The organism is Streptomyces sp. 1222.5, assembly GCF_900105245.1.
Classification (GTDB): domain Bacteria; phylum Actinomycetota; class Actinomycetes; order Streptomycetales; family Streptomycetaceae; genus Streptomyces; species Streptomyces albidocamelliae.
Genome location: NZ_FNSZ01000001.1, coordinates 7537052 through 7555782 on the forward strand (window position 1 = coordinate 7537052; position 18731 = coordinate 7555782).

An 18731-nucleotide genomic window follows, 5' to 3' on the forward strand; every position below is an offset into this window, starting at 1 on the left:
GCGCGCGCGGGCTTCCGTGACGGACCGGCCGTCACTCCCCGCGGAGGTCCTTCACCCGGCGGAGCTTGCCGAGCGAGCGCTCCAGGGTCTCCGGCTCGACGATCGCCACGTCCACGGTGACGCCGACGCCGTCCTTGACCCCCTTGGCGATCAGCCCCGCGGCGGCCTCGCGCCGCTCGGGCGGGCAGTCGACGCGGGCCTCCACACGGACCGTCATGTGGTCCATGCGGCCGCGCCGGCCCAGCTGGATCTGGAAGTGGGGCGCGACGCCCGGCGTGCGCAGGACGATCTCCTCGATCTGGCTGGGGAAGACGTTCACCCCGCGCAGGATGATCATGTCGTCGCAGCGGCCGGTGATCTTCTCTACGCGGCGGAAGGCCGGGCGTGCCGTCCCGGGCAGCAGCCGGGTCAGATCGCGCGTGCGGTAACGGATGACGGGCAGCGCCTCCTTGGTGAGCGAGGTGAAGACGAGCTCTCCCGCCTCGCCGTCGGGCAGGACCTCGTCCGTGACGGGGTCGACGACCTCCGGGCGGAAGTGGTCCTCCCACACGTGCAGACCGTCCTTGGTCTCCACGCACTCCTGGGCCACGCCCGGCCCCATCACCTCGGAGAGGCCGTAGATGTCGACGGCGTGGATGTCCATGCGCTCCTCGATCTCGCGGCGCATCTCCTCCGTCCACGGCTCCGCGCCGAAGATGCCGATCCGCAGGGACGTGGAGCGGGGGTCCACGCCCTGACGCTCGAACTCGTCGAGCAGCGTGAGCATGTAGGACGGGGTGACCATGATGATCTCGGGCTGGAAGTCCTGGATGATCTGCACCTGGCGGGCCGTCATACCGCCCGAGGCGGGGATGACGGTGCAGCCGGCGCGCTCGGCGCCGTAGTGGGCTCCCAGTCCGCCGGTGAACAGGCCGTAGCCGTAGCTGATGTGCACCTTGTGGCCGGGGCGGCCGCCCGCGGCGCGGATCGAGCGGGCGATCAGGTCGGCCCAGGTGGAGATGTCGTTCTCGGTGTACCCGACGACGGTGGGACGCCCGGTCGTGCCGCTGGACGCGTGGATGCGGCGGACCTCGGACATGGGGACGGCGAACATGCCGAAGGGGTACGTCTCCCGCAGGTCGGCCTTCGTGGTGAAGGGGAAGCGGGCCAGGTCCTCCAGCGTCCGGCAGTCGTCGGGGCCGACGCCGGCGTCGTCGAACTTCTTGCGGTACAGCTCCACGTTGTCGTAGGCGTGCCTCAGCGTCGACCTCAGCCGGCGCAGCTGGAGATCCCGCAGCTCGTCCTGCGTCAGGTTCTCCGCGGCGTCCAGCAGTTCCGGGGGACAGGGCTCGCCGCGGCGCCCACCGGCGGCCGGGGTGGTCTTCAGCTCGATACTCATCGCGACTCCTCGGAAGTGCTGCCCCTCAGGACGCGGCTGCGGCCACGGAACTCCGCGACCACCTCGTCACCGCGCCTCACCGTCACGTCGTAGATGCCGCTGCGGCCGAACCGGGTGCGCTCCTCGGCGGTGGCCTCCAGGACATCACCCTCGTACACCGGGGCCACGAAGTCGATGCCGGCTCCCGCCGCCACCGTCACCGGGCCGTGGCTGTTGCAGGCGCAGGCGAAGGCGCTGTCGGCGAGGAGGAACACGTACCCGCCATGGGCGATCCTGTGGCCGTTGACCATGGCGGCAGTCACGGTCATGCGCAGCACGGCGGTCCCCGGGCCGTGCCGCACGAGTTCGATTCCCAGTCGCCGGGAGGCTTCGTCCGCGAAGAACATCGCCTCGACCGGTCCGTCTGCACTGCCGGCGGCCTGCGTCACTGTATCCACCATCTTGTGTCCCGACCGAACATTCGGTTAGCGTGCGGCACGGCCAAGTAATCCAGCAACATCCGGGCATGTCAAGAGGTGGCCGCAGGGCGCGGGGATCCGCTCCCGGCCCCGCTCCACGCGTCATCCACACCCACGTTCAGCACGTCTTCCGAGGAGGCCGTCCGTGTCCGACGAGGTATTCCTGATCGACGGTGCCCGCACTCCGCAGGGGCGCTACGGCGGCGCCCTCGCCACCGTGCGCCCCGACGACCTCGCGGCCCTGGTCGTCGGCGAGGCCGTACGACGCTCCGGCATCCCCGGGGAGGCCGTGGACGAGGTGATCCTCGGCGCCGCCAACCAGGCCGGCGAGGACAACCGCGACGTGGCCAGGATGGCGGTGCTGCTGGCCGGCCTCCCGCACACCGTGCCCGGCTACACCGTGAACCGGCTGTGCGCCTCCGGTCTGACGGCGGTGGCCTCGGCGGCCCAGGCGATCCGGGCGGGTGAGGCCGACCTGGTCGTCGCCGGGGGAGTGGAGTCGATGACCCGGGCGCCCTGGGTCATGGAGAAGCCGGGCACCCCGTGGGCCAAGCCGGGCGCGGTCCACGACACCGCCCTGGGCTGGCGCTTCACCAATCCCCGGTTCGCCGCGGCGGACCGCGAGGTGCCCCGCGGCGCGGGCCCGGAGACGGTCAAGGTCACCCTGTCCATGGGCGAGACGGCCGAGGAGATCGCGGCCCTGGACGGCATCGGCCGCGCCGAGTCCGACGCCTTCGCACTGCGCAGCCACCAGCGCGCCGTCGCGGCACAGCGGGCCGGGCACTTCGACCGGGAGATCGTCCCGGTCGCCGTCAAGGACGGCGAGGTCACGCGCGACGAGGGGCCGCGCCCCGGCACGACCCTGGAGAAGCTGGGCACGCTGCGCACCATCTTCCGGCCGGACGGCATCGTGACCGCGGGGTCGTCCTCGCCGCTCTCCGACGGGGCCTCCGCGCTGGTCGTGGCCGGTGCCGCGGCCGTGCGGCGGTACGGCCTCACCCCCCGGGCCCGCATCGTCACCTCGGCCTCCGCCGGTGTCCAGCCGAACGTCATGGGACTCGGCCCGGTGCCCGCCACCCAGAAGGCACTGGCCCGCGCGGGCTGGGAGACGGCGGACCTGGGCGCCGTCGAACTGAACGAGGCGTTCGCCGTCCAGGCCCTGGCCGTCGTCCGCCGGCTCAAGCTCGACGAGGAGAAGGTCAACGCCGACGGCGGTGCGATCGCCCTCGGCCACCCGCTGGGCTGCTCCGGCTCCCGCATCCTGCTGACCCTGCTCGGCCGCATGGAGCGGGAGGACGCCCGCCGGGGCCTGGCCACCCTCTGCGTGGGCGTGGGGCAGGGCGTGGCCATGCTCGTGGAGCGCCCGTGACCCCCGCCGGGTACGACACCGTCCTGCCGGCGGAGTCCGGGGACCGGCTCGTCGTCTCGCCGTGCCGTCCGGACGCCCGCAACGCCGTCGACGCGCGGCGCACGACCCGATTCCTGGAGAAGGGGACTGGAACATGACCGCAGCACCGGCAGTCGTGGGAGTGATCGGCGGCGGCCGTATGGGCGCCGGCATCGCCCAGTCCTTCGCGACGGCGGGATCGGCCGTCACGATCGTCGAGAGCGACGCGCGCTCGGCGGCCCAGGCGCTCGAACGGGTGGCCACCGGGCTGAAGCGGGCCGCCGAACGCGACCGGCTCACCGAACCCGCGGACCGGGTGCTCGGCCGCGTCACGACCGTCGCCTCGGTCGCGGACCTGCCCGCGCACGCCGATCTCGTCGTCGAAGCCGTTTTCGAGGACGCCGCCCTCAAGGCGGGCCTGCTGGCGGCGGCGGAGCAGGTCGTGGCCACGCGGACCGTCCTGGCCAGCAACACCAGCTCCCTCTCGGTCGCCGAACTCGGTGCCGCGCTCACCACGCCCGGCCGATTCCTCGGCATGCACTTCTTCAACCCGGTGCCGGCCTCCGAACTCGTCGAGATCGTCGTCGCCCCCGCCACCGGCGACGACACCCTGCGCAGCGCCCTCGACTGGACCCGCTGCCTGGGCAAGAAGGACGTCGTGGTCAAGGACTCCCCGGGCTTCGCCAGCAGCCGGCTGGGCGTGGCCCTGGGCCTGGAGGCGATCCGCATGGTCGAGTCCGGGGTCGCCGAGCCCGAGGCCATCGACGACGCCATGCAACTGGGTTACAAGCACCCGATGGGCCCCCTCCGGCTCACCGACCTGGTCGGACTGGACGTGCGCCTCGCCATCGCCGAGCACCTGCACGCCACCCTCGGCGAGCGCTTCGCCCCGCCGCGGCTGCTCCGCGACAAGGTGGCCCGCGGGGACCTCGGGAGGAAGACCGGGCAGGGCTTCTACACCTGGGAGTGACCGCCGGCCCGGCGGGCACGGCCCCGGCCGAACGGAACCCCTCCGGCCCGGCCGACGGGAACCTCTCCGGTCCCGCGGCCGGGTTGCGGGCGGTCACCACTTCCAAAATCGCGGGAACTCGTCATATCATGAACCGAACGAACGGTCGGTTGGGATTGGTGGTAGGGATGACTGCACGGCAGGCCGGGTCCCCGACGGCGGACGGAGCGCCGCCCGAACTCCAGGAGCGGTTCGAGGACACGATCGCCCGCGACCAGCGGATCGAGCCCCGGGACTGGATGCCGGACGGCTACCGCAAGACGCTGGTCCGGCAGGTGGCGCAGCACGCCCACTCGGAGATCATCGGCATGCAGCCCGAGGGCGAGTGGATCACCCGTGCGCCGTCCCTGCGCCGCAAGGCGATCCTGTTCGCCAAGGTCCAGGACGAGGCCGGCCACGGGCTGTACCTGTACTCGGCGGCCGAGACCCTCGGTGTCGACCGCGCCGACCTGACCGAGCGGCTGCTCGAAGGCCGTCAGAAGTACTCCTCGATCTTCAACTACCCGACCCGCACCTTCGCCGACGTCGGCGTCATCGGCTGGTTCGTCGACGGCGCCGCCATCTGCAACCAGGTGCCGCTGTGCCGCAGCTCCTACGGGCCCTACGCCCGCGCGATGGTCCGCATCTGCAAGGAGGAGTCCTTCCACCAGCGGCAGGGCTTCGAACTGCTGATGACGATGATGCGCGGCACCGACGCCCAGCGCGAGATGGTCCAGGACGCCGTGGACCGCTGGTGGTGGCCGTCCCTGATGATGTTCGGCCCGCCCGACGACGACTCGCCCAACTCGGCGCGGTCCATGGCCTGGAAGATCAAGCGGCACAGCAACGACGAGCTGCGCCAGCGGTTCGTGGACATGACCGTGCCGCAGGCCGAGAAGCTCGGCGTGACCCTGCCCGACCCGGAACTGCGCTGGAACGAGGACCGCGGCCGGTACGACTTCGGCACCCCCGACTGGTCCGAACTCAAGCGGGTGATCACGGGCGACGGGCCGTGCAACGAGGAGCGGATGGCGCGGCGCCGGGCCGCGCACGAGGAGGGTGCCTGGGTGCGCGAGGCGGCAGCCGCGCACGCCGCCAAGCAGGCCGCCAGGACGCAGAACGGAGCAGTGGCATGAGCGACACGCAGGCGAAGAAGGACGGGTGGCCGCTGTACGAGGTCTTCGTACGGGGCAAGCGGGGACTCAACCACGTCCACGTCGGCTCCCTGCACGCGGCCGACGACCGCATGGCTCTCACCCACGCCCGCGACCTGTACACCCGGCGCAACGAAGGCGTGAGCATCTGGGTGGTGCGCTCCGAGCACATCACGGCCTCCACCCGCGACGAGAAGGACCCCTTCTTCGACCCGAGCGCCGACAAGGTCTACCGGCACCCCACCTTCTACGACATCCCCGACGACGTCCCGCACATCTAGGAGCAGGTCATGAGCGACGATCACGTCTACCTGTCCCTGGCCGAGGGACACGAGGACAGCGACGCCCGCTGGGCCTTCGGCACGGGGTTCGAGGACCCGCTGTACGGCGTGAGCACGGACGTCCCCGAGGGCGTCGACCGGGCCGAACTGGCCGCGTGCTGCCTCGCTCTCGGCGACGACGCGCTCGTCACCGCCCAGCGGCTCGCCGAGTGGACCACCCGGGCCCCGGAGCTGGAGGAGGAGGTCGCCCTCGCCAACATCGGGCTCGACCTCCTCGGCCAGGCCCGGCTGCTGTACGCCCGCTGCGGCCAGGTCGACGGCACCGGCCGGAGCGAGGACGCCTACGCCTACTTCCGCGACGCGGACGACTTCCGCAACGTGGCCCTGGCCGAACTGCCCAACGGCGACTTCGCGTTCTCCATGGCCCGGCTGCTGGTCCTCGCCACCTCGCGGCTGGCCCGCTTCGAGCGCCTCGCCGGCTCCGCCGACCCGGTGCTCGCCGCCATCGCCGCCAAGGGTGTGAAGGAGCTGACGTACCACCGGCAGTACGCGGCCGAGTGGGTCGTCCGGCTCGGCGACGGCACCGCGGAGTCGCACCGGCGCATGCAGGCCGGACTCGACGCGGTGGCGCCGTACCTGCGCGAGGTGTTCGCGGCCCACGACGCCGAGGAGAGCGTCCTCGGCGTGCTGCACCAGGTCATCGAGGCCGCCACGCTGTCCCTGCCGGAGGTGCCGGAGGCGGCGGCCGGTTCCGGGCGCGACGGCGAGCACACCGCGCACCTCGCCCCGCTGCTGACGGAACTGCAGAGCGTGGCCCGCGCGCACCCGGAGGCGACATGGTGACCGTCCTCACCGACGTCCGGCGCGCCCGGCACATCGCCGAGCAGGTGCCCGACCCCGAGCTGCCCATGCTCACCCTCGCCGACCTCGGCGTGCTGCGTGAGGTGCGGGTGACGCCCGAGGGCACGGTCGTCGCCGACCTCACCCCCACCTACTCCGGCTGCCCCGCCATGTCCGAGATGCGGGCCGAGGTGTCCGCGCGGCTGAAGGGCGCCGGATACGAGCGCGTGGAGGTGCGCACGGTCCTGGACCCGCCGTGGACCACCGACTGGATCACCTCCGAGGGCCGCCGCAAGCTCGCCGAGCACGGCATCGCCCCGCCCGGGCCGGCGCCCCGCCCGGCGGCGGGCCCCGTGCCGCTGGTGCTGTCGGCCACCCGCAAGGCGGTGACCTGCCCGCGCTGCGGCGCCACGGACACGGAGGAGACCTCCCGGTTCGGCGCCACCTCCTGCAAGGCGCTGTGGCGCTGCCGCGCCTGCCGCGAACCGTTCGAGTACGTCAAGGAGATCTGATGGAGGACCTGTTGGCCCCCGCCGACGCGGCCCCCGCCCCGGTGCGGCGCACCCGTCGCCGCCCGGCGTTCCACACCTTGCGGGTCGCGGCGATCGAGCGGCTGTGCGAGGACGCGGTCGCGGTGAGCTTCGACATCCCCGACGAGCTGGCGCAGGAGTTCGCCTTCGAGCCCGGCCAGTCGCTCACCCTGCGCCGCGAGGTCGAGGGGCGCGACGAGCGGCGCTCGTACTCGATCTGCTCCGCGGCCGGTTCCCGGCCCCGGATCGGCGTCCGGGTGGTCCCCGGCGGCCTGTTCTCCTCCTGGCTGGTGAACGAGGTCGAGCCCGGTGACACCGTCGAGGTGATGGGCCCGGTCGGTGCCTTCACCCCCGACCTCACCACCCCCGGACACCACGTGCTCGTCGCGGCCGGCTCGGGCATCACGCCCATGGTCTCCATCGCCGAGTCGGTCCTCGCCGCCGACGAGTCCTCCCGGGTCACCCTGTTCTACGGCAACCGCCGCACCGGCTCGGTGATGTTCGCCGACGAGCTCGCCGACCTGAAGGACCTCCACCCGGCCCGGTTCCAGCTCGCCCACGTGCTGTCCCGCGAGCCGCGCGAGGCCGAACTGCTCACCGGCCGGCTGGACGCCGAGCGGCTGGCCGCCCTCATCGACGGCCTGGTCGACGTCTCCGAGGCGGACCACTGGTGGCTGTGCGGCCCCCACGGCATGGTCCTCGACGCCCAGCGGGTCCTGGCCGAGCTGGGCGTGCCGGACGACCGGATCCACCAGGAGCTCTTCTTCGCCGGGGACGAGCCGGTGGTGACGGCCCGCCACGAGGAGCCCCGCGCGGACGGCCCGGTCAGCCAGGTCACCGTCGTCCTGGACGGCCGCTCCACCACCTCCGCGCTCTCCCGCGAGTCCACCATCCTCGACGCCGCGGCCCGGGTCCGCCCCGACCTGCCCTTCGCCTGCAAGGGCGGCGTCTGCGGCACCTGCCGCGCCCACATCGCCGACGGCAAGGCGGACATGCGCCGCAACTACGCGCTGGAACCGGCCGAGGTGGACGCCGGATACGTCCTGACCTGCCAGACCTACCCGGTCTCCGAGACCCTGACCGTCGACTACGACAGCTGAAGGGCGGGGAGTCCGGGAGCGACGGCGCCCGTCAGTCCTCCCACGGCCGCCAGTCGTCGGCCTCGTCGTCCCTCCGCCACAGGCTGATGTCGCGGTCGCGCAGCGCCGTGCGTAGTTCGGGCGGTGTCAGCCAGGATCGGAGCGGGACGAGGCCGGCGGTGTGCAGCCGGCCCGTCAGCAGGTGCTCGACGGCGATACCGGCGAGCAGCGAGGGGATGCGGCCGCCGTCCTGCCGGGCCGTCATCCCCATCCGCCGGGTGACCGCACGCCCGTCCCGCCACCCGCTCACGGAGACCGTGAAGCCGCCCGCCTCGTCGCCGACCCGGCCGACGAGCCACGACAGCGCGCGCACCAGCGGGGTCCAGCGCCGGGCGGCGCGGGGCCGCCCGGTGCGCGCCCGCACCGCGGCGAAGAGCCCCAACGCCCGGTTGACGGCGGTGAATTCGGTGCCGGCCTTGAAGGCGATCGTACGGGCACCGTACAGCCCGGCCAGGACGTCCAGGTCCGCCATCTCGTACACCTGGTGGACCAGGCGGCGGCCGACCGGCGGCGGGAACAGCGTCCACTCGGGTTCCGACCAGCCGTGCACCACCGTGGGCACGCCCCCGCGGGGAGCGGTGAAGGGGAGTCCCGCGCCGTGCATCATCGCCTCGAACATCGCCGGCCCCCGGTGCCGGCGGGTGTCGGGGGCGGCACAGCACAGGACACCGTCGACGCGGTCCATGCCCCGGGCGAGGTCGTCGACGATCAGTGCCTGCAGGCCCGGTACGACGGACGCCCCGGTCAGGACGGGAGCCGTCGCCGGACCGGCAGCCGTGGCGGCCGCGCGCAGGAAGCCGCGGTCCTCACTGATGTCGACGTAGGGGACGCCCGCGGCCACCGCCGCGCGCAGCGGCCCGAGCGGATGGGTGCCGGGGCCGTCGAGGGCCTGGAACGGCCCCGCGCAGTGCACCACCGCGGCCGCGTCCCCCAGGAGGCCGGCCAGCCGCTCGGGCGCGTCGCGGTCCCCGGCGACCCAGTGGACCCGCTGGGAGGGGAAGGGAGGCCGCGGCGGTGTGCGGGAGACGACGGTGACGCGGACGTCGGGCCTGCGCAGCAAGTCGGCGACGACGTAACGGCCGTAGAAGCCGCTGCCCCCGACCACCACGATGTTCGATTCCCCCATGCGGCGGATGCTATCGGCGCGTGGACACGACAATAAGGCCGTGTTCACCTCATGTGAGACTTCTCCCGTTCCCCGCGAACGGCTGCACCGGCGGGTCTTCGCCGTGGCCGGCGTCTACAACGTCCTGTGGGGCTGCTACGCGGTCGTCGACCCGCAATGGGTGTTCCGCGTCGCCGGGATGACCCCGCAGAACCACCCGCAGATCTTCGTGACCCTCGGCATGGTGCTCGGCCTGTACGGGCTGCTCTACCTGGACGTGGCCCTGCGGCCAGCCGAAGGCCTCACCGTCGCCGCGGTCGGCCTGGCCGGCAAGGTCCTGGGGCCGCTCGGCTGGCTGTGGCTGTACCTCACCGGCCAGTGGCCCCTCGCCTCCGGACTCCTCCTCGTCACCAACGACCTGATCTGGTGGCTCCCCTTCACGCTGTACCTTCACGACTGCCTGCCGGGGTGGCGGGCCAGGTACCTGACCTCGAGGCGGGGGTAGTACCCGGGAGTCGGGGGAGCGAAGGGGGGCGGAGCCATGGCCGCACAGGTGTCGGGGACCTTCGAGTACCGGATCACGCACATCGTCGGCAAGGAGGCGCCGAACCGGGGGACCCGGACGGTCGCCGTCACCAATGCCGACGTCAGCCGGATCCGGCGGTCGGACGAGCGCGGCAGCGAACGCGCCGAGACGTGCGACCACTGTGGCGCGCGACTCCGGGTCGTCCTCCCGTCGTTCGCGGAGGTACGGCGCCGGCGGCGGCTGCACGCCGTGCTGTGGAAGGTGTGGGCCCTGCTGACCCTCGCCGGCCTCTACGCCTTCGTGCACGTGCTCCGCACCGCCGCCGGCACCGGGTACGGCCCCGGGATCGCCTTCGCCGTGACCGTGGCCGCGACCCTCTTCTTCGCCTACCGCACACTGGTCAGCGCACTGCTCTCGCGCAGCGACGGGGGGCCGGGCATCGCTCGCGTCGACGGCCGGGACCGCACGGGCGTGCGGCACGGCTGGACCGTCGTGGTGGAGGCCGCCGAGGAGTCGTGACACGCGGGGGCCCGCCGCACGGATCAGGCCGTGGCGGCCTCGTACTGGCCGAGGAAGCGGAAGCGGCCGCCGGACGCCCGGAAGAGGTAGAGCGCCTTCGTGGTGTACCCGGTGCTCGACGACGTGTAGCGCAACCGTTTGGTGATGCCCCGGTAGTCCGTCTCGCGCAGCCGTGCCACGAGTGCCCCCCGCTCCGCCCGGGCGGCCCCGAGCGTCGCCATCGCCCGGCCCACGAAGAGCATCGCGTCGTACGCCTCGGCGGAGTACCAGGGCGGGTCGGTCCCGAAGCGCTCGCGGTACGCGGCGACGAAGGACCTGGCGGCCGGCACACCGGACGGATCGAGGAAGGCGGCGGCGAAGACCCACCCTTCGGCGGCGTCACCGGCCGCCTGCAGGAAGGCCGGATCCAGGGCGCGTTGGGTGGCCAGCCGCGCACCGGACCAGCCGGCCGCGCGCAGCGCATGCGCCAGTCGCGCCGCGCGGGCGGGTCCGCCGGCGAACAGCACGGCGTCCGCGTGCGCGTCCGTCACCGACTCGGCGAGGGCACGGAAGGCCCCGGCCCCGTCCGCCCGGGCGGCGAGGGTGCGCCGGATCGTGGTGCGCCGTGCCGAGCCGACCGCCTCGGCGACGGCCGCGCAGATCCCCCAGCTGAAATCGCCCTCGGCCGCGTCGTCGATCAGCACGGTCCGCCGGGCCCGGACGGTGCGGACGAGGTGGGTCGCCAGGGGTGCGGCCAGGTTGCGATCGGGGGGCCGGGTGGCCGCGTACGCGCGATAGCTGCCGGCCGCCTTCGCGCCGAGCTCGTCGAGCCCGACCGACACGGACACCAGGGGCAGCAGCGCCCGCTGGTACTGCGCGCACACGGCCTCGGCGCAGGCATCGGTGGTCGGCCCGATCACCGCGCGCACCCGGCCGTCGGCCGCGAGCCGCCGCGCCACCTGCCGCGCCCGGGACGGGCTGCCCGCGTCGTCGTGCACCTGGAGGGTGAGGCCGAAGCCGCGCCCGGGACGGGAGTTGAGGTGCTCGACGGCCAGCCGGACCCCGTTCTCCTGCGCCAGCCCGGCCGCCTTCCGGTCACCCGTCAGATCCCCCTGCAGGGCGACCGTCAGACGCGGAAGCGGCCTGCCGCCGCGCGGCGAGGCGCGGCCGGGGCGATCAGCCGTCCACCAGGCCGCCGTGGCTCCCGCGGCCACCACCCCGGCGGCCGGGCCCAGCACCAGGAAACGGCGTCGTGTGGTGCCCGTCGGCCGTCCCGCGGCCACCGGCAGCGTGTCGGCGCCCGCCGGAGCGCCGGACCCTTCTGTCGCCCCGGCCGTCACCTGGGTCGCCTCGACGGCGGGCAGCGCGAGGACGGCGGCGGAACGCCGCGCGATCAGCCGGGTGACCGAGTCCGGGAGCCAGTTCCCGGCCCCGCTCCCGGCCTCCAGCGCCGCACGCACCTCGGACACGGCGGGGCGCGCGGCGGGCTCCTTCGCCAGACAGCCCCGCAGCAGCGGCACCAGCGACGCCGGCACGCCGTCCAGGTCCGGTTCGTCGTGGACGGTCCGTACCAGCACCTCGGCGGCCGAGCCCCGGCCGAAAGGGCGTTCGCCCGTCGCCGCGTACGCCAGCAGACAGCCGAACGAGAAGACGTCGCTCGCCGGTCCGATCTCCCGGCCCCGCCCCCGGGCCTGCTCGGGGGAGAGGAAGCCGGGGGAGCCGACCACCATCCCGGTGGCGGTGAGCGCGTTGTCCTCGGGCATCCGGGCGATACCGAAGTCGATCATCCGTGGGCCGTCGACGGCGAGCAGCACGTTGTCCGGCTTGACGTCCCGGTGCACCAGGCCCGCCCCGTGCACGGTGCCCAGCGCCTCGGCGAGCCGGTCGCCCAGGAACCGCACCGACGCCTCGGGGAGCGGTCCGCACTCCTCGACCGCCGCCGCCAGCGAGGGGCCCGGCACGAACGCGGTGGCGAGCCACGGCGGCGAGGCGTCCGGCTCCGCGTCGAGCAGGGCTACGACCCAGGGGCTGACGACCCGGCCCGCGGTCTCCACCTCCCGCCGGAACCGCGCCCGGAAACCCGGATCGTCCGCGTACGCGGCGCGGATGACCTTCACCGCGGCGAGCGAACCCGCACCCGACCGGGCCAGGTACACCACTCCCATGCCGCCCGCGCCGAGCCGGCGCAGCAGCCGGTACCCCCCGATCCCCGCCGGGTCGGCTCCGCGCAACGGTTCCATCAGCGGGCTCTCAGGTGGACACCTGGAAGGGCGCCACGCCCCGGTACCCGAACCGGCCGTCGACGACCTGCCACAGGTGGACGCCGGTGCCGTCGACGACGAGCGCTCCCGTCTTCGCGTCGAACGCCAGGTTCCGGCTGATCCCCCGGTACTTGGCCGAGCGCAGGGCCGTCGTCAGGTTCCCCCGGGTGCGGTGCCGCGCGGACAGCGAGCGCAGGCTCCCGAGGACGAGCTGCGCCACGTCGTACGCCTCGACCGCGTACCGTTCCGGCTCCGCGTCGAACCGCCCGCGGTACGCGGCCGCGAACGCCTTCGCGCCCGGCGCCACGGCGGCGTCCATGACGGGCGCGACGATCGTCCAGCCCTCGGCCGCGTCCCCGGCGGCGGCGAGGAACCGGTCGTCGAGCAGCCCCTGAGCGGCGGCCCGCGCGCCCGGGAAGTCACGGCGGCTCAGTTCCCGGGCCAGCAGCGCGGCCCGCTCGTGGTACCCGGCGAAGACGACGGAGTCGGCGCCCCCTTCCAGCAGGGCGTCCAGGGTCGGTGCGAAGTCGGTCCGCAGCACGCTGACCACCTTCGGCACGACGGGCCGCCGGTTGTTCCGCAGGATCTTGCCCAGGGTGCTGGCGATCTCCCAGCCGTAGGTGTCCGCCGCCCGGTCGTCGACGATCCCGACGGTGCGCGACTTGGCGGTGCCCCGCAGATACGCGTCGAGGTAGAACGGCAGGACGGTGTCGGTCACCCGGGCGTGCAGGAAGGAGCGGCTGCCCGTCACCGTCAGCACGGTGGCGCCCGGAGAGACCGCGATGAGGGGCAGCGACGCGGCGTCGTACGTGGCGAGCGACGCCAGTGCGGTGGCGTCCGTGGTGGGTCCGACCACCGCGAGGACGGCCGGGTCGGCGACCAGCCGCTTGGCCGCGGCCGCTGACCGAGTCCGGTCGCCGCCGTCGTCCACGGTCTTCACGGCGAGCGTGAAGGGCTTGTCCCTACGGGAGTTGAACTCCTCGACCGCCAGCCGGAGCCCGCGCTCCTGAGCCCGGCCGACCGCCTCCTGGTCCCCGCTGAGGTCCGCGTGCAGGCCGATGGTGTGCACGTGCCCGGTGCCCGTCCCGGCGGCACCGGCGCCCTTGCCGTCCCGGTCACCGGAGAACGCAGCCCAGGCGGCCGCACCGCCGCCGGCCGCCACCACGGCCGCGCCGCCTGCCAGGAGCAGCAACCGCCGTCTGCCGACGGCGCGGTCGGGCGGTGCCACCGCCTCCGTGTCCGCCGCGGCGGTGTCCCCGGCCACGACGTCCGCGGCCGCCGGGTCGACCTCCGTGTCGTCGACTCCGGGCAGCGCGATGCCGAGGGCGGCCCGTTCGGCGATCAGCCGCACCAGCGACTCGGGCAACCAGGCGCCGTCGGCCGGTACGTCGCCCGCGGTCACGGCGCCGGACGCGCCTGTCCCCTCCTGACTCGCGGGAGGCCCCGCGCGCAGGGCCTCCCGCGGGTCGGCAGGCGCGTCCGGCGCGGGAGCCGTGAGCGTGTCCCACAGCGCCGCAGCCGTGGGCCGCAGCCGCGGCTCCTTCTCCAGGCAGCCGCTCACCACCCCGGCGAGTTCCCGGGGCACCCCTTCCAGATCCGCCGCGTCGTGCACCGTGCGGTACAGCAGCGCGTCCAGCGAGCCGGTGCCGAACGGCGGACGCCCGGTCGCCGCGTGGGCGAGCACACAGCCCAGCGCGAAGACGTCCGCGGCCGGCCCCGGCTCCTCGCCGCCCCCGGCCTGTTCCGGTGCCATGAAGCCCGGGGTGCCCACCACCACGCCGGTCGACGTCAGCGCGGTGTCCCGCGGATCTCGGGCCACACCGAAGTCGATCAGCCGCGGCCCGTCGAGGGCGAGCAGCACGTTGCCCGGCTTGACGTCCCGGTGCACCAGACCCGCCGCGTGCAAATCCCGCAGCGCCCGGGCGAGCCGCGCCCCCAGCACGCGCAGGGTCCGTACGGGCAGGGGACCGTGCGCCGCGACGGCCTCGCCCAGCGAGGGCCCCGGCACGTACTCGGTGGCCAGCCACGGCTGCGGAGCCTCGGGGTCCGCGTCCACGAGGGCCGCCACCCAGGGACTCGTCATCCGGCGCGCCGTCTCCGCCTCCCGCCGGAACCGCTCCCGGAATCCCGCGTCCTCGGCGAACTCGGCCTGGATCACCTTCAGCGCGACCAGCGAACCACCGGACGAGCGGGCCAGGTACACCACACCCATGCCGCCCGCGCCGAGCCGGCCGAGCAGCCGGTGGCCCGCCAGCCGGGACGGGTCGGACGTACGCAGCGGCTCCATCACTTGCCTCCCAGCTGCTGCTTGGCGCGTGCCAGCATCCGGCCCAGGGTGTCGGCGCCCAGGGCCTGGAGCTCCTGCTCGCTGTGCCCCTTCCCGCCCGTCACCGAGACGGCCGCGACGATCGTGCCCAGCCGGGCGACCATCCACCGGTACGACTGCGCCTTGCCGCCCTTCTCGACGTACGTGCCGGCCTCCAGCACGGAGTCGTCGGCGTAGTCCTGCTCGCGGGCGCCGAAGGGGGTGCCGAGGGAGTTCAGGCCCGTGATCCGCTCGCCGTCCCGCGGCTGCTGCTCCGGGCAGCGCAGCACCTCCTCCAGGGTGGTGCTGAGCTGTTCGTCGGCGCCGAGAGCGGAGGAGTGCGCGGTGGCCGCCGCCGTCACCTTGACGGCACCGCGGCCCTTGCGGGCGGGCAGCACGCTGTACCGGGACAGACTGGTCAGCACCCCCTCGGGCGTCTTCCGCCGGGTCCAGCGGCAGTCGCCGTCCAGCACGGCCCAGGTGCCCGGGGTGCTCTCGGCCGGGTCCTGTGCGACGAACCCCCGGCCCCAGTCGTCCGCTGCGAACACGACCGAGTCCAGCAGCCTCCGCCCCTCCCCGGCCGTCCTGGGGACGAGGGCGGTGTCGGGCGTGAAGGCGGCCGTGGCGCTCGGGCCGCCCGACGGGGTCGCGTCCCCGGTGACCGCGGCCTCCCGGGGGACGGCGTGCGCGGATGCCCCGGCCCGTCCGGCCGGCCCGCCGTCGGCCCCCGCTGCCGTACACCCGGCCAGCAGACCCCCCGCCACCAGCAGTGGCATCCAACTTCCCCGCGCACTCCGGGCGTTGCCGCTCACACAGTCCCCTCTGAACCGCTCCGAATCCGTCCGACCGACCGAACGTAGACGCCGGCGGGGGAGCCGGCCTCCGGGGAAACACGTATCCGCCTACGTGTTCCGCGTGGCGCACCGGGCGGGGGCGGCGCTCAGGATCCGGTTCCCAGCCCGACGCGGGTCATGAGCCCGGCCAGGGCCGCACGCGACGGCACCGACGCCTTGCGGTAGATCGAGGACAGATGGGTCTCGACGGTGCGGCGGCTGAGGTGGAGCCGCGCGGCGATGTCCTGGTTGGCGAGCCCTTCCGCCACCAGCCGGGCCACCTCCAGCTCACGGGCCGTCAGCTCCGCGAGCTGCGGGGGTACCTGGGGTGTCTCCGCCAGCACCTGGGGACGGACGAGTTCGGCGAGGTCCACCAGCAGGCGGGCGCCGCCGCCGACGGCGATCCGGTGGGCCCGGTGCCACATCGCGGCGGCGCGCGCTCCCTGCCCCGCCCGCCGCACCAGGGGCGCCGCCCGCAGCAGGGTGTACGCCTCCCACAGGGCCTGACCGCAGGTGACGTACTCGCCTGCCGCCGCGTCGAGGAGCCGTACGGCACGGTCGGTCTCCCCGTGGTGCTCCGCCAGACCGGCCTCGGCGCGCAGGGCGGCCGCGCGCTGCCCGTCGAGGCCCAGCCGTTCGGCCTCGTCCGCCGCCTGGGCGACCCGGCGGGCGGCCTCCGCCACATCGCCGGCGGCGAGGGCCGCGGCCGCGAGGGTGTCGAGCTGGCCGGGACGGATCGACGGTTGCAGCGAGGGCAGTTCCGGACCGCCCCCGGCCCGGACGATGGCCTGCTGGGCGCCGTAGGGATCGCCGATCGCGTACGTCGCGTGCCCGAGCATGCACGAGGCCAGCGACGACCACCAGCCCTTGCCGCCGCCCGCCGCGGTGACGGCCTCCTCGCCGGTGGCCAGGGCGCTGCCGTCGCCCAGGGGACGGGCCAGCAGCAGCACCAGTGTCTTGACGGCCAGGGTGAATCCGAGCAGGCCGTCGCTGCCGGCCGCCCGGGCGATGGACTCCGCCTCCTCGGCGGCCTCCAGCGCGGACGGCAACCGGCAGGTGGTGACGTGGATGAACGCCCGGCACGTCAACAGGTGCGGCAGCACGTGCAGTTGCCCGGTTCGGCGGGCTATCCCGAGCCCCCGTGCGAGATGGCGCTCGGCGTCGCCGTACCGCTCCAGCAGGGTCTCCGCCCAGGCGAGCCACACCAGCGCGTCGCACGGATCGGTGAGACCGGGATCGGTCAGCGCGTCCGTGAGCGATGCGGCATCGTCGGCGAACCGGGCCGCCGTCCCCGTCTCGCCCTCGTACGCCTCGCCCAGCGCGGCAAGGGCCAGTGCCGCCGCCTCGCCGGCGGGATCGTCGTCGGCGCGGGCGAGCGCGAGGGCGTGCGCGACGTCCGCGCGTGCCTGCGGATAGGACGCGGTCAGCAGGGCGGACATGCCGAGGGCCAGCCGCAGCGACACCGCCTGGGCGGGGGACGGCCCCGGATCGCGGGACAGCTCCCGCCGCAGCAGTGCGCCGGCCTCGGGGGAGTGGCCGAGGTACCGCTCCATCACGGCGCACTGGGCGACGGCCCGGGTGCGCAGTTCGGGATGGTCCTTGCCGGACGTCTCGATCAGCGTGTGCAGCAGGTCCCGGCTCTCCCGGAGGTTCCCGCCGACGCCGAGCGCACGGGCGCGCGCCAGGACCAGCTCGCCGCGCCGGGCGAAGCGGTCGGGGGTGTCCGGCATGTGGGTCAGGACGACGCCCAGCAGATGGGCGGCGGTGGCGGGGGCGGTCGGCGCGAACCGTGCGGCGGCCTCGACGAGCACCTCGGCGGCCCGGGGGTCCCAGCCGGTCAGCGACGCCTCGACGTGGCGCGCCCGTTCGGTGGCGGGAGCGCCGCGCCGGGCCAGTTCCCGGGCGGCGCGGCGGTGGAGTTCGGCACGCAGCGCGGGTGCGGTCCGCTCGTGGACCAGGGCGCGGACCAGGGGATGGCGCAGGGCCCATCCGCCGCCCGGTCCGGCACGGAGCACGTCCAGCACCGCCAGGGCAGCGGTCTCGCCCTCCAGGTCCCCCGGGGAGAGCCCGGTCACCGAGCTCAGCAGGTCGGGTGTGGCGTGGTCGCCGAGTGCCGCCGCCGCCTCGACGACCCGGAGCTGCGGCTCGCTGAGCGTGGCCAGTTCCTCCAGCAGCAGCGCCGCGAGGCCGCCGGGCAGGCCGGCCGGGTCCAGGGCGGCGCGGTCCGGCCCTGCCGGGTACGGGTCGGCGGGGTGGGTGCCGGGGGTGAGGCCGCGCGGTGACGTCCCGGTGCGGTGCGCGTGCACCAGGGCGAAGAGATAGAGCGGGTTCCCCTCGCTCGCGGCGTGCAACTGCCTGGCCCGGTCCTCCGGGACGTCCGGCCCGAGCGCCTCGGCGGACTCCCGCTCGGAGAACGGCTCCAGGGCCAGGTGGAGCACGGTTCCGCTGTCGGCGGCGCGCGTCAGGGCCGCGGTCAGCGCCGTCGGTGTCTGCCGCTCCCGCCGGGCCACCACCAGCAGGACCTTTCCGCGGGCGGGGTGCCGGACGAGGTGGTCCACGAGCTCGCGGGACGCGGGATCCGCCCAGTGCAGATCGTCCAGGGCCAGCACCAGGCCGGGTCCGCCCAGGTCCGTCAGGAGTTCGGCGATCCTCCGGTGCAGCCCGAACCGCGCGGCGGCCCCGGCGGCGGACGGATCGCCCGGCGCGTGCCGGCCTCCGCCGTGCAGCAGCGAGCGCGCCCCGGCGAGGGCCGGTCCGGCGGCCGGGGTGCCGGGCCCGGTGTCGGCGAAGGCATCGCTGAACAGCTGGAAGGGGACGTGCTGTTCGTACTGCGTGGCCCGGCCGCGCAGTACGGTGAGCCCGGTCCGGCGGGCCCGCGCGCACACCTCGTCCAGCAACCTGCTCTTCCCGATGCCGGGTTCACCGACGACGTCGACGACCCGGGGCAGTTCGGGCCGCCCGGGCTCCGCGAGGAGGGCGTCCAGCCGCGCGAGTTCCGCCGATCTGCCCACCAGTTCCGCCACGCCCTCGTCCCCCCAGCCGGTGACC

At 74.5% G+C, this 18731-nt stretch carries 17 protein-coding genes; 10 read left to right on the plus strand and 7 right to left on the minus strand.

Translation table 11 applies throughout. The annotated features are described in order from the left end of the window. Positions 1-31: 31 nt before the first annotated feature. Together paaK and paaI are read right to left on the minus strand one after the other, a co-directional pair. Positions 32-1378, minus strand: coding sequence for a phenylacetate--CoA ligase PaaK (gene paaK, locus BLW57_RS34170; protein ID WP_093479572.1), 1347 nt, complete (start codon positions 1376-1378; stop codon positions 32-34). After that, entirely contained in the window at positions 1375-1818 is a 444-nt protein-coding gene (gene paaI, locus BLW57_RS34175; protein ID WP_093479573.1) for a hydroxyphenylacetyl-CoA thioesterase PaaI, read from the minus strand. The genes paaK and paaI overlap by 4 nt, the downstream gene beginning before the upstream one ends. Before the next feature lie 163 nt (positions 1819-1981). Between paaI and BLW57_RS34180 the strand changes: the two genes are divergently transcribed. The 8 genes from BLW57_RS34180 (at position 1982) to paaE (ending at position 8116) form a co-directional block, all read left to right on the plus strand. Then, complete coding sequence (locus BLW57_RS34180) at positions 1982-3205, plus strand: thiolase family protein (RefSeq protein WP_093479574.1); 1224 nt, start codon at positions 1982-1984, stop codon at positions 3203-3205. Further along, the gene (locus BLW57_RS41600) at positions 3202-3342 is read left to right on the plus strand and encodes a hypothetical protein (protein WP_176985830.1); all 141 of its coding nucleotides are present in this window, start codon (positions 3202-3204) and stop codon (positions 3340-3342) included. Before BLW57_RS34180 ends, BLW57_RS41600 begins: the two co-directional genes overlap by 4 nt. Next, positions 3339-4193: a 3-hydroxyacyl-CoA dehydrogenase family protein gene (locus BLW57_RS34185; RefSeq protein ID WP_093479575.1), complete on the plus strand. Its 855-nt coding sequence runs from the start codon at positions 3339-3341 to the stop codon at positions 4191-4193. Before BLW57_RS41600 ends, BLW57_RS34185 begins: the two co-directional genes overlap by 4 nt. Before the next feature lie 167 nt (positions 4194-4360). Beyond that, the gene (paaA, locus tag BLW57_RS34190) at positions 4361-5347 is read left to right on the plus strand and encodes a 1,2-phenylacetyl-CoA epoxidase subunit PaaA (RefSeq protein ID WP_093479576.1); all 987 of its coding nucleotides are present in this window, start codon (positions 4361-4363) and stop codon (positions 5345-5347) included. Beyond that, complete coding sequence (gene paaB, locus BLW57_RS34195; protein WP_073894717.1) at positions 5344-5646, plus strand: 1,2-phenylacetyl-CoA epoxidase subunit PaaB; 303 nt, start codon at positions 5344-5346, stop codon at positions 5644-5646. The genes paaA and paaB overlap by 4 nt, the downstream gene beginning before the upstream one ends. A 9-nt stretch (positions 5647-5655) precedes the next feature. Continuing rightward, positions 5656-6489 carry a 1,2-phenylacetyl-CoA epoxidase subunit PaaC gene (gene paaC, locus BLW57_RS34200; protein WP_093479577.1) on the plus strand — a complete coding sequence of 278 codons (834 nt, stop codon included), beginning with the start codon at positions 5656-5658 and terminating at the stop codon, positions 6487-6489. After that, a complete protein-coding gene (paaD, locus tag BLW57_RS34205) occupies positions 6483-6998 on the plus strand; it encodes a 1,2-phenylacetyl-CoA epoxidase subunit PaaD (protein ID WP_093479578.1) in 516 nt (171 codons plus the stop codon). Before paaC ends, paaD begins: the two co-directional genes overlap by 7 nt. Then, a complete protein-coding gene (gene paaE, locus BLW57_RS34210) occupies positions 6998-8116 on the plus strand; it encodes a 1,2-phenylacetyl-CoA epoxidase subunit PaaE (protein ID WP_093479579.1) in 1119 nt (372 codons plus the stop codon). Before paaD ends, paaE begins: the two co-directional genes overlap by 1 nt. A 31-nt stretch (positions 8117-8147) precedes the next feature. Here paaE and BLW57_RS34215 read toward each other — a convergent pair whose 3' ends face one another. Next, on the minus strand, positions 8148-9281 hold the full coding sequence (locus tag BLW57_RS34215; RefSeq protein ID WP_093479580.1) for a saccharopine dehydrogenase NADP-binding domain-containing protein: 1134 nt from the start codon (positions 9279-9281) through the stop codon (positions 8148-8150). 40 nt (positions 9282-9321) lie between these two features. On the opposite strand from BLW57_RS34215, the gene BLW57_RS34220 reads away from it, so the two are divergent. Further along, a complete protein-coding gene (locus BLW57_RS34220) occupies positions 9322-9765 on the plus strand; it encodes a hypothetical protein (protein ID WP_218138122.1) in 444 nt (147 codons plus the stop codon). Positions 9766-9801: 36 nt separating this feature from the next. Then, positions 9802-10305, plus strand: a complete 504-nt coding sequence (locus BLW57_RS34225) for a hypothetical protein (protein WP_093479581.1) — start codon at positions 9802-9804, stop codon at positions 10303-10305. A 23-nt stretch (positions 10306-10328) separates the two neighbouring features. Here BLW57_RS34225 and BLW57_RS34230 read toward each other — a convergent pair whose 3' ends face one another. From BLW57_RS34230 to BLW57_RS34245, 4 genes are all read right to left on the minus strand, one after another. Beyond that, positions 10329-12524, minus strand: coding sequence for a bifunctional serine/threonine-protein kinase/ABC transporter substrate-binding protein (locus tag BLW57_RS34230; RefSeq protein WP_093479582.1), 2196 nt, complete (start codon positions 12522-12524; stop codon positions 10329-10331). A gap of 10 nt (positions 12525-12534) precedes the next feature. Continuing rightward, a complete protein-coding gene (locus tag BLW57_RS34235) occupies positions 12535-14832 on the minus strand; it encodes a bifunctional serine/threonine-protein kinase/ABC transporter substrate-binding protein (RefSeq protein ID WP_093479583.1) in 2298 nt (765 codons plus the stop codon). Then, a complete protein-coding gene (locus BLW57_RS34240) occupies positions 14832-15626 on the minus strand; it encodes a hypothetical protein (RefSeq protein WP_093479584.1) in 795 nt (264 codons plus the stop codon). The genes BLW57_RS34235 and BLW57_RS34240 overlap by 1 nt, the downstream gene beginning before the upstream one ends. 164 nt (positions 15627-15790) lie before the next feature. Further along, entirely contained in the window at positions 15791-18706 is a 2916-nt protein-coding gene (locus BLW57_RS34245) for a helix-turn-helix transcriptional regulator (protein WP_256339651.1), read from the minus strand. Positions 18707-18731 lie beyond the last annotated feature (25 nt).

Coding starts and splice junctions, on each gene's coding strand:
- paaB (WP_073894717.1), top strand. CDS start 5,344: ATGAGCGACACGCAGGCGAAGAAGGACGGGTGGCCGCTGTACGAGGTC.
- paaC (WP_093479577.1), top strand. CDS start 5,656: ATGAGCGACGATCACGTCTACCTGTCCCTGGCCGAGGGACACGAGGAC.
- paaE (WP_093479579.1), top strand. CDS start 6,998: ATGGAGGACCTGTTGGCCCCCGCCGACGCGGCCCCCGCCCCGGTGCGG.
- paaI (WP_093479573.1), bottom strand. CDS start 1,818: ATGGTGGATACAGTGACGCAGGCCGCCGGCAGTGCAGACGGACCGGTC.
- paaA (WP_093479576.1), top strand. CDS start 4,361: ATGACTGCACGGCAGGCCGGGTCCCCGACGGCGGACGGAGCGCCGCCC.
- paaD (WP_093479578.1), top strand. CDS start 6,483: ATGGTGACCGTCCTCACCGACGTCCGGCGCGCCCGGCACATCGCCGAG.
- BLW57_RS34240 (WP_093479584.1), bottom strand. CDS start 15,626: ATGCCACTGCTGGTGGCGGGGGGTCTGCTGGCCGGGTGTACGGCAGCG.
- BLW57_RS34185 (WP_093479575.1), top strand. CDS start 3,339: ATGACCGCAGCACCGGCAGTCGTGGGAGTGATCGGCGGCGGCCGTATG.
- BLW57_RS34215 (WP_093479580.1), bottom strand. CDS start 9,281: ATGGGGGAATCGAACATCGTGGTGGTCGGGGGCAGCGGCTTCTACGGC.
- BLW57_RS34230 (WP_093479582.1), bottom strand. CDS start 12,524: ATGGAACCGTTGCGCGGAGCCGACCCGGCGGGGATCGGGGGGTACCGG.
- paaK (WP_093479572.1), bottom strand. CDS start 1,378: ATGAGTATCGAGCTGAAGACCACCCCGGCCGCCGGTGGGCGCCGCGGC.
- BLW57_RS34235 (WP_093479583.1), bottom strand. CDS start 14,832: ATGGAGCCGCTGCGTACGTCCGACCCGTCCCGGCTGGCGGGCCACCGG.
- BLW57_RS34225 (WP_093479581.1), top strand. CDS start 9,802: ATGGCCGCACAGGTGTCGGGGACCTTCGAGTACCGGATCACGCACATC.